Here is a 6,221-nt window from a genome sequence, read left to right on the forward strand (position 1 = left end):
CCAGCCTACTTTTATCAGCATTTCCCGCAAAATAAATAATGACCAACTATGCAGATCATAGCGGTTAACGGGTAAGCCCCCCTTAATTACTACCTTGGTAGGCAGCAACCATACCTGCAGAAGCTAACGCGTGCCCTTCTAAACGGTGAAAGAGCTCCTCAGGCAATAATCCAGGCGGTAGTGCATTAGCAGCAAGGTCAGTAGCAATTAATGTAAAGGTGTAGTAATGCAAATCAAGAGTTGTCGGCGGACAAGGCCCGACATAAGCTAAAGTCCCTTTACTGTTCAATCCACCTACAAATCCTTTACCATTACTCAAGGCTGTACGCTCTAAACGTTGAACATTCCCTGGTATGTCATAGGCGATAAGATGAGTTACCCCCAATCCCTTCCTCCCTTGTGGGTCCTGAATCAATAAAGCGTAACTTTTGGTATTCGCTGGCGGATTTTGCCATTCGAGTAAAGGCGATATATTTTTCCCGTGACAAGCCGGATCACTACCCGGTTTACCTCCGGCCGCTGGTGGTAGTAATTTACCCGAAGAAAAGTCTGGTGAAGTCAGGGTAAAAGGAGCTGCATTCGCAACGGCTACCCCGCCGAGAGTGGCGAGAAATAGGACAGAAGAGAGAAGTTTGCTCATAAAATGTGGCTCTTACTATAAGTAATATTAAACAATCTTATAACAAGAAACATGTTTTTGAATAGGATAGAAAGGCGGTTAATGAGGGGTAATACGTTAATAGGGACTTTTTTACTAAGACACCGAATAGCCGACCACTATTCGGTGCGAATGGATTAATTAGTGGGTAACCTGAATGGATTGACCGGCAAAACTAACGACTTGCTCAGCATAGATTTTGCATCGTTTACGTGTTTCAACCTTGCCATCTACCTTAACTTTACCTTGTTCGATAACGATTTTGGCTTGTGCCCCACTCTCTGTCAGGCCTTCCAGCTTCAAAAGATCACAAAGGTCGACATAAGGATGTTTTCCCAAAGAAAATTGCTGCATATTAGTCTCTCTCACTATGGTATTTTTCACAGGCCTCTAGGGTATTTTGGATCAAGGTCGCAACCGTCATGGGTCCGACACCCCCTGGTACTGGCGTAATTAACGCAGCACGTTCTGCTGCCGCGGTAAACTCCACATCACCGGTGACTTTACCATTTTCTAGACGGTTAATTCCCACATCGATGACAATCGCCCCAGGCTTAATCCACTCACCGGGAATAAAGTTGGCCTTTCCTACCGCGACAATTAAGAGATCGGCACGTTCAACATGAGAACGCAGATCCTTAGTAAAACGATGTGTTACCGTGGTGGTGCATCCAGCAAGCAGTAGCTCAAGTGCCATCGGACGACCAACTATGTTAGATGCGCCGACAATGACCGCATTTAACCCAAAAGTATCTACTTGATGGCGTTCTAATAGCGTAATAATACCGCGAGGGGTGCAGGGACGAAGTATAGGTGCACGCTGGCACAGGCGACCGACGTTGTACGGATGGAAGCCGTCAACATCCTTACTTGGAGCAATACGCTCAAGCACCTTTACGTTATCAATACCTTCCGGCAGGGGTAATTGAACTAAAATGCCATCTATAGCCTGATCTTGATTAAGCTGATCGATAAGTTCAAGTAAGGCTTGTTCGCTTGTTGTCGCAGGGAGATCATAAGAGCGAGAGATAAACCCGACTTCTTCACAGGCCTTACGTTTACTACCGACATAGATCTGCGATGCAGGATCACTGCCCACTAGCACTACTGCTAAACCTGGCGCACGCTTTCCAGCAGAAAGACGTTGTTGAACTTCAGCAGCAACTTCAGTACGAACTTGCTGCGCAATCGTTTTACCATCAATAATTTTCGCTGACATCCGGATAAAATCCACTTTTAGGCTATTAGGGGGAATCTGGGTATTTTGTCAGATGCAGAGAAAACTGTCAGGTTAAGATTTACGAATTATGGTTAAAGCTTCAGCAATAAGTTGATTCGGCGCGTAAAGTGATTGACTCATGCCCCTTCAGACGTATAATCCGTCACAGAAATCAGGGCGCCCTTAGCTCAGTTGGATAGAGCACCGGCCTTCTAAGCCGTAGGTCATAGGTTCGAGTCCTATAGGGCGTACCATTTCAACCTCCACCATCCTCCAGTAACGTCTACTCATACCAGTAAAATCAAGCATCTTAGCCAATCCCTTGTCTACTAACGCCCAGTAATATCCATTGTAATCCACTCACAAGTGGGGATGTATCTTGGTGTCACGTTGGCAGACGCAAGACGGGAAAGCTACCAAAATCCGAGCCGTCCAGAATAGTTTCGAGTCTAACGCTATTGAGTGGCACACCCATAAAAAGAAAACTGGTCTCAGTGCTACGCTGAGGACATCTTTGAGTCGTTGACTACAGACATCCTCCCTTTTATTGGTAGACTCGCCAATCCTGTAGACAGATATTCACTCTGTAGTGGTCAACAAAAACTGGCCACGGCTTTAGAGTTTTTCCAAAACAATCTTTCTGATTCATTCGGCGTCAAACCACCATTATATTGGTGAGGTCTGAGCTGGCTGTAATATCCTGTGATGTAATTCGTTATTGCCGTGCTGGCTTGGCTAAAATTAGCGTAGCCATTATCCGGTACCTACTCTGTTTTCAGACTTCTGAAGAACCGTTCCATTGGGCTGTTATCCCAGCAATTTCCCCGACGACTCAGACTTTGCTTTATCTGATATCTCCACAGTCACTGCCTGAAATTCCTGCTGGTATAGTGACTGCCTTGATCAGAGTGATACCGTAAATTAGCCGGCTTTACCTGTCAGTGCTGAATCAGGGAAAAATGACATCGCCCAGCCAACCGGTTTACGGGAAAACAAATCGAGTACTACAGCCAGATAAGACCAGCGTTTTCCCGTCCAGATATAAGTCACATCACCGCACAGGCCTGATTAGGCTCGGTAACAGCAAACTGGCGATCTAGATGATTAGGGATCTCAATGTGTTCCTTAAACGCCTTCTTATAACGATGGCCAGGTTGCTGACAGCTGATAATATTGAGCGCTTTCATTAGCTTTGTTGCCCGCCAGCGGCTCAGTTTTATACCTTTGGTGGTGACCATCGCGGCAATGCTTCGCGCTCCTGCTGAGCCGTTACTTTCGCGATAAACTTCACGCACAAGGCTGAGTAATGTCACTCTCGTGTTATCAGGCTTCTTGGGCTGCCGCCAGTATTTATAGCTGCTGCGATGAACCCCAAACACGTTGCACACAACGGCAACAGGAAACCGCGGCCTGAGCTTCTCAACTAATGAGAATTGTTCAGGGAGTCTGACATCAAGAGCGCGGTAGCCTTTTTTAATATATCCCTTTCCATTTCAACGCGTTGAAGTCTTTTCTTTAGCTCGCGTATTTCAATCTGCTCAGGTGTCATGGGTGAAGCAGTGGGTGATTTTCCCGCTCGCTCTTCTTTCAGTTGTCGAACCCATTTGTCCATTGTGGATTTCCCGACGTTCATTGCCGTAGCAGCGGTTGCAACGGTGTAATGCTGATCGAGTACAAGCTGGGCAGCTTTGAGGCGAAACTCGGGGCTAAAATTGCGTCTGTTACGTCCGGTCATAATGTCACCTTTTTTTACTGTGAGGTGATGATATCACCTCTATTCAGGTGGCCAAATTTACTGTACCACTACACTTTTTATTTTAATGTTACACTGCCATCAGAACTCTGTAGATATGTTTTATCGCCTACATTTATAAATACTTTGCCATCAACACTCCCTCTAACAACTAATGCTATCCTGTTATATACACATTTATTATGATCGCCATTAGTATCATCAAAGCAGGTGTAGTCATCAATTGAACCATCTCTGGTTCCTTTTGGTAATTTTTTATAACCGCCGAAATCCATGACGATAACCGTGTAATTATCTGGAGTGTTGATGAAGTGATATTTTCCCTGAAGTAAATCTTTGTTTTTCAACCACCAATTTAGTTTTCCTTCTATAGTCATCGGTAAATGCTCTACAAAAACCGCACCATTATCAACTCTAACTATTTTTATTGGTCTTACAACAATCCATATGCAATATACTGTTATTGACAAAATTAGAATTGCTCCAATCCTTTTATATTTAAACATCATTCTCTCCTGTCAATGTTATAGTAGCCTCGAAATTTGTGAAAAATGGCTTTTGAGCAAAATATTTAGTCCTCTGTAGAATGAACCATATTCTAAAGAAAGTAATTGAGTTAAATTTAGCCTTTAAGATATCTTTTTTATCTAAGCCAAAATGGTCTTGTGCTCTGTATTTGATAACCGCAGTATATGTATTGCCTTGGAAGGTCAGGCTTTCTATGGAAATTTCTGTGCTGTTTATGTCATGGACGGTAATACCCATTCCATTGACGAAATCCTTCCATCTTGTGTATTTAGGTAAACGACTTTTAGATAACACATTTGAAAAATGTTCTTTCATCAATTGTGACTTATTAAAATAAAGTTTCTCGATAGTGTTTTTAATTATCGATAATGTGCTATCGGTAGCCTTTTCACTTAAAATAAGATTTCTGTAAGCATTGTTCATAAACAGATGCTGAAAATCATTTCCATTACTACGTTGCATGTGATTGAAAAGATTGATAATCAAGCCCTGGTATGGTCCTCGAAAAGAAAAGGCATAGGACTGAGATCGTAGCTCATGATATAACATCGCAATGGCTTTTTCTCTACTAACTGGCTGTATAGAATTAGTAGCAGGATGCTGATAGGAGAGACCAAAAGTAGTCCAGTCGATGAAAGTTGATACTTGCCCGAGATGATAATGCTTTTTCAGTATATCAGCCTCTATGTCGCCACTTTGCATGTCATCGGCATTTCTGTCATTGAATCTTTTTTTTGTAGTGAAGATGATAAGTTTTTTATCGATTCCTTTCATTCAAAATCAATCCCTTTTGATAAATGATTAAGTATTATACATTTTCTGTTTGTGAGGTGGATTGAGAATTTTATTAACATTTACTGATTTCATCGTCATTTACGCCCATATAATCACGCAGTGATGAACCTCAGCCGTAAGAGTGATCGTTTTCTAAGGGGGTATTTCTGGGGCAGGTAACAAACTGTAATGAAAAAAAATCATATATTGAACTTAAGACTGACTAGAAGGTTTGAATCCTGCAGGGTCCATTTCAACATCCACTCCCCTCGTCGGATAAGCCGCCTCATTAATCCCTTGAGCTATCACCCCCCCGTTATTAAAAACCTACGTAACAGTATCTGCTACCACTTTAAGCACAGCTGTACGAGGAATTTTAGTTTGATATTTTTATTAGGCAGCAGAACTTTGCAGAGTATTTTTCCCCTTTCACCGTTTTCGATAAGGTGAACAGACAATATTTTGTGGGTTCGGGTATCACATTATACTGAAATCAATCGCTAGTCAGTGAGATGCATAACGATTCAGCGCTCAGGATTTATCTAAGCGATTCTAAGTCTTCTTGTCTGAATCCACCTGAACGAATCACCGCTTACAATCTTAGAAACTGAAATATATTTAACATTTTTATTGCGTCGATTGAAAAATAATCTTATTTATATTGAATATAATTTATTAATTAGACTCGATAAAATGCATAAAAAGAATAAAAAGGTGACTCAAGGCGATACAGAGGAAAGGGCTAAGCCGAGTCTATTACAGATGCTTAAATCTTTTCCCGTGACTGTTCATGCATTACTCTTTTTTACGTTAGCCATTCGTTTAAGCTATTTTATGGCTTGGCCGTTTATTGCGGTAATCATGACTAAAAATTACCATATGTCGCCAATCGCAATTGGCTTGGCTATGACGAGCAGTGCGCTATTCTCTGTTGTGCTAGGCATGTATGGAGGTCAGATATCTGATAGGTTAGGAAGACGCGTTATCCTTCTTTTAGGCTGTGCGTTTTCAGCTATCGGATATATCATACTATCTCAAGCAAGCGGAATGGCGTTGTTTATCATTGGTCTAATGATAATCGGTGTCTCCTTTGCATGGGTTGATCCTCCTTTACGTGCGCTCATGAGTGATTTACTGGGTGACCGTCGTCGTCGAGCGCTTGCCCTACAAATTCGCTACTACCTAGTAAATGTTGCGGCAGTATTTGGCCCGCTGGTAATCCCCCCGAAAAACCGGTGTGTTCATAAGTAGAATTTTCTCGTAATCTGAACAGGGGAGATCTCTATGAA

The 6,221-nt window shown here is 42.4% G+C and carries 5 protein-coding genes, 1 tRNA gene and 2 pseudogenes; 2 read left to right on the top strand and 6 right to left on the bottom strand.

The features are described from left to right. Nucleotides 1-82 precede the first annotated feature (82 nt). From HGT73_RS13965 to folD, 3 genes are all read right to left on the bottom strand, one after another. Entirely contained in the window at nt 83-640 is a 558-nt protein-coding gene (locus HGT73_RS13965) for a YbhB/YbcL family Raf kinase inhibitor-like protein (RefSeq protein WP_214215869.1), read from the bottom strand. 159 nt (nt 641-799) lie between these two features. Beyond that, the gene (ybcJ, locus tag HGT73_RS13970; RefSeq protein WP_214215870.1) at nt 800-1,012 is read right to left on the bottom strand and encodes a ribosome-associated protein YbcJ; all 213 of its coding nucleotides are present in this window, start codon (nt 1,010-1,012) and stop codon (nt 800-802) included. A gap of 1 nt (nt 1,013) precedes the next feature. After that, nucleotides 1,014-1,877 (bottom strand): bifunctional methylenetetrahydrofolate dehydrogenase/methenyltetrahydrofolate cyclohydrolase FolD, encoded by an 864-nt coding sequence (gene folD, locus HGT73_RS13975; RefSeq protein ID WP_214215871.1) that lies wholly within the window; start codon nt 1,875-1,877, stop codon nt 1,014-1,016. A 177-nt stretch (nt 1,878-2,054) separates the two neighbouring features. On the opposite strand from folD, the gene HGT73_RS13980 reads away from it, so the two are divergent. Next, nucleotides 2,055-2,131 (top strand) — tRNA-Arg (locus tag HGT73_RS13980). Nucleotides 2,132-2,470: 339 nt separating this feature from the next. Here the strand turns inward: HGT73_RS13980 and HGT73_RS13985 are convergent. From HGT73_RS13985 to HGT73_RS13995, 3 genes and pseudogenes are all read right to left on the bottom strand, one after another. After that, nucleotides 2,471-3,612: pseudogene (locus HGT73_RS13985) on the bottom strand (IS3 family transposase). 77 nt (nt 3,613-3,689) lie between these two features. After that, a complete protein-coding gene (locus HGT73_RS13990; RefSeq protein WP_244968581.1) occupies nt 3,690-4,139 on the bottom strand; it encodes a DUF943 family protein in 450 nt (149 codons plus the stop codon). Next, nucleotides 4,129-4,932: a DUF3289 family protein gene (locus tag HGT73_RS13995; protein ID WP_214215872.1), complete on the bottom strand. Its 804-nt coding sequence runs from the start codon at nt 4,930-4,932 to the stop codon at nt 4,129-4,131. Before HGT73_RS13995 ends, HGT73_RS13990 begins: the two co-directional genes overlap by 11 nt. A 693-nt stretch (nt 4,933-5,625) precedes the next feature. On the opposite strand from HGT73_RS13995, the pseudogene HGT73_RS14000 reads away from it, so the two are divergent. Then, nucleotides 5,626-6,150: pseudogene (locus tag HGT73_RS14000) on the top strand (MFS transporter); the annotation flags it as partial. Nucleotides 6,151-6,221 lie beyond the last annotated feature (71 nt).

The organism is Rosenbergiella australiborealis, assembly GCF_018494035.1.
Lineage (GTDB): Bacteria > Pseudomonadota > Gammaproteobacteria > Enterobacterales > Enterobacteriaceae > Rosenbergiella > Rosenbergiella australiborealis.